The sequence below is a fragment of the Anaerolineales bacterium genome (assembly GCA_022866145.1).
Taxonomy (GTDB): domain Bacteria; phylum Chloroflexota; class Anaerolineae; order Anaerolineales; family E44-bin32; genus PFL42.
In genome coordinates this window covers 1-3,560 of sequence record JALHUE010000297.1, presented here as the reverse complement: position 1 = coordinate 3,560, position 3,560 = coordinate 1, and the positions used below count along the sequence as shown (strand labels likewise).

General features: G+C 64.4%; 4 protein-coding genes. All 4 read left to right on the top strand.

Annotated elements, in window-relative coordinates; all coding sequences use genetic code 11:
* Positions 1-1,123 (top strand): sugar ABC transporter ATP-binding protein (locus MUO23_09105; GenBank protein MCJ7513113.1); only part of this gene is annotated, 1,123 nt, incomplete at its 5' end.
* Complete coding sequence (locus MUO23_09100) at positions 1,113-2,114, top strand: ABC transporter permease (protein ID MCJ7513112.1); 1,002 nt, start codon at positions 1,113-1,115, stop codon at positions 2,112-2,114. The genes MUO23_09105 and MUO23_09100, both read left to right, overlap by 11 nt.
* Positions 2,115-2,144: 30 nt before the next feature.
* The gene (locus MUO23_09095) at positions 2,145-2,930 is read left to right on the top strand and encodes a TIM barrel protein (GenBank protein ID MCJ7513111.1); all 786 of its coding nucleotides are present in this window, start codon (positions 2,145-2,147) and stop codon (positions 2,928-2,930) included.
* Between the two features lie 19 nt (positions 2,931-2,949).
* The coding region (locus MUO23_09090) for a 5-deoxy-glucuronate isomerase (GenBank protein MCJ7513110.1) at positions 2,950-3,560 on the top strand (611 nt) is incomplete at its 3' end.

The following is a 3,560-nucleotide window of genomic DNA, read 5'->3' as shown; positions in this document are numbered from 1 at the left end:
GCAGCGGCTGGGAGTCGAGATCGATCCGCGAACCAACCTGGGCCGGCTGAGCGTGGCTCAGAAGCAGATGATCGAGATCGCCAAGGCCTTATCCCTAAATGCTCGGGTTGTGATCATGGATGAACCCTCGGCCGCCCTCGGCGGCCGGGATCTGGACTACCTGTTTCGAGTCGTCAAAGCCCTCAAGGAGCAAGGTGTGGGGGTGATCTACATCTCCCACCGCATCGCCGAGATCTTCGAAGTTGCCGACCGGGTGACGGTCTTCAAAGACGGGAAGGTCGTCGGGACGTTCCCGGTCTCAGAGATCGACCGGCCCACCCTTGTGCGCTTGATGATCGGCCGTTCATTTTCCGAGACCTTTCCAGCCCGCGGCACGGAGCCGGGCGAGGAAGTGCTGCGGGTTGATGGGCTGCGGGTGGGCGACCGCCTGAAGGATATCCAGCTTACAGCCCGCCGGGGCGAGATCGTAGGCATCTGCGGGCTGGTGGGTGCCGGACGGACGGAGCTGGCGCAGGCGATCTTCGGAAGCCGGCGAATCGACTCCGGAACGATCTGGATCGCCGGCAAGAAGGTACACCTGCGCACCCCCCGCCAGGCGCTGAGGCAGAAGATCGGCTACCTGACGGAGGACCGCAACGCCGAGGGCCTGGTGATGGGGCAGACCGTCACCGAGAACGCGGCCCTGCCCAGTTTGGACCAGCGCCAACGCTGGGGCGTGGTCAACCGCAAGCAAGAGCGCCAGGTCGTGGAAGCCGCAACGCAGGATCTGCGCCTGCGCGCACCCAGCCTGAGCACGGATGTGGAGAACCTGAGTGGTGGCAACCGGCAGAAGGTGGTGCTGGCCAAGTGGCTGATCAGCGGCCCGGAGCTGATCATCTTCGATGAACCGACGCGGGGCATCGACGTCGGCGCCAAAGCCGAGATCTGGCAACTGATGCGCGACCTGGCCGACCAGGGCAAGGCGGTGGTGATGATTTCGTCCGAGCTGCCGGAGGTCGTCGGAATGAGCGACCGGGTGTATGTCATGCACCGGGGTGCGATTGTGGGTGAACTGGTGGGCGAGGAAGCTACCGAAGAGGAGGTCATGATGCTCGCCACCTACGGGAAACCCGATGGCCACTGAAACCCTAGGCACCCGCCGCAGAGCGTTCAACGGACGCCGCTTTCTCGATGAGCAGCGGGATGTCCTGATCATCTACGGCCTGCTGCTGGCGATTGTCCTCCTGGCCGCCATCTTCATCCCTGATTTCCGCAAGCCGGTCAATTTCATCAATGTTATGCGGCAGAGCGTCGCCCTAGGGATCGCCAGCGTCGGGCAGACAATGGCCATACTGGTCGGAGGCATCGACCTTTCGGTCGGCGCCACGGTCAGCCTGATGAACGTGTACTCCACCGGTTTCATGGCGAGCTACACGACGCTACCGCTGGTGGCGGGCATGGTGGTGGCCCTGCTTCTCCTGGGCGTGTTCATCGGCTTTGTCAATGCCAACATCATCACCCGCCTGCGGGTGGCGCCATTCATCGCCACGATGGGCGTGGGTGCGGTCATCCAGGGCATGGTGCTGTTGTACGCCAAGAAACCCGGTGGCGGCATCGCTCCAGGGTGGGAGTACTTCGCCGAAGGCGAAATCGGCCCCATCCCCTTCCCGGTGATCTTCCTCATTGCCGTGGTAGTGGTCACCTGGGTCTTGCTGGGCAAGACGATCTGGGGCCGGCATGTCAAGGCCACAGGCGGCAGCGAGGTCATCGCCCGCCTGTCGGGGGTGCAGACCCGCCGGGTGATCACCTACGCCTTCATGTTCTGCAGCGCCATGGCGGCTATCACGGGCATGTACCTCGCCAGCCGGATGGGCGCCGGCGACCCAAGGGTCGGGGGCCTGCAGTACGACCGTTTCGATCTGGACTCGATCACGGCGGTGCTGATTGGCGGCACGCGCCTGGGCGGCGGAAAGGGCGGCGTGATCGGCACCGTCGCCGGTGTGCTGATCGTGTCGGTGCTGAACAATATCTTCAATCTCATGGGTGTGAATCCGTACCTGCAGTGGATCATCAAGGGTCTGATCTTGCTCGGTGCTGTCGCCATCTATTCTGCGCGCAAAGACAGTGCAAACTAGCCGCAAGACAGATAAGGGACGTGGGCGTCCATGTACGCGCCGAATATCAGTTGGCTGTTTCCGGAGACGCCGTTCTCCGATCGCCCGAAGCTAGTAGCCCAAGCGGGCTGCCAGGCTCTGGAGTTTGGTTTTCCCTCGCACGCCGACCTTCCCGGCCTCGAGTCGGCCGTGCGGGATCTGGGGCTCGAGGTTGTCCTGTTCAACCAGGATGTGCCGGTGTGGGACGCGGCCAACCGCGGCTACCTGGTTGACCGGCGGCGGAGGGGGCAGTTCCAGCAGACGCTGGATGATGCCCTGGAACTCTGCCGCCGCCTGGACGCCGGCAAGGTGATGCTGGCGTCGGGGGTGGAGCTTCCCGAGGTTGCCCGGCAGGCGCAGCGGGAGTGCATGCTGGAGAACTTGCGCCGGGCGGCACCGCTGGCCGCCGAGGCCGGGGTGGTGCTCACCCTCGAGGTTCTGAATCCGACCGACAACCCTGGCTACTTCCTGACCTCGCTGGAGGAAGCACGGCAGGTGGTCGATGGACTCGACCACCCCAACGTACGGCTGCAAATCGACACCTACCACCTAGGACTGCTGGGCTACGATCCAGCCGCTGAGCTCCGCCGCCTGGGCCCTCGGATCGGGCACATCCAGTTCGCCGATTTCCCGGGGCGCCATGAGCCGGGGACAGGCAGCCTGGATTTCGAGGCGATCCGGCTGGCGGTCGGCGACATCGGCTACCAGGGGCATATCGGGCTGGAATACATCCCTCTGCAGGCAGGCGCGCGGACGCTGGCATGGGCGCAGGCTGAAGTGGCGGGGGAATCTCACTGAGCGTCTTGGGGAGTGTTCGATGAGTCGCATGACGAAGGCACCGCACGGCAAGGGTCACCACTCGGTTTTTCAATCCGGCGAACTGGGCGTGAAGTGGCTGGCGCTGGAGGTTCTTCGGCTGGAGGCCGGCGAGAGCTGGCAGGGACAGCTCAAGGACGAGGAGGCGGCGCTGGTGCTGCTTTCCGGCCGCTGTTCGGTCACAGTCGATCAGACCCGGTTCGAGGGCATCACCCGGGCGGATATCTTCAGCGCCCTGGGAACGACGGTTTATGCGCCGCGGCGTAGCCAGCTGGAGGTCAAGGCCGAGGCGCGCCTGGAACTGGCCATCGCAAAAGCCCCATGTGAGGTCGACCTGAAGCCGCAGCTGCTGACCCCGGACACGGTCAAGGTGATCTCAGCCGGCATGGCCAACTGGCGCCGCGACGTGCGTCTGCTGGTGGCGCCGGGCTCGCCGATCAGCAGCCGCCTGATCGTTGGCGAGACCATCAATCCGCCGGGCAACTGGTCCGGCATCCCGCCGCACAAGCACGACACGATCAACGACAAGGAGAACATCCTCGAGGAGTTCTACCTGTTCAAGACGAAGCCGGCTGACGGCTATGGGATCCAGGTGCTGAACGATGATGGGCG

Bases quoted from the DNA above. Each gene is read 5' to 3' on its own strand.
- MUO23_09100 (MCJ7513112.1), top strand. From the start codon at position 1,113: ATGGCCACTGAAACCCTAGGCACCCGCCGCAGAGCGTTCAACGGACGC.
- MUO23_09095 (MCJ7513111.1), top strand. From the start codon at position 2,145: ATGTACGCGCCGAATATCAGTTGGCTGTTTCCGGAGACGCCGTTCTCC.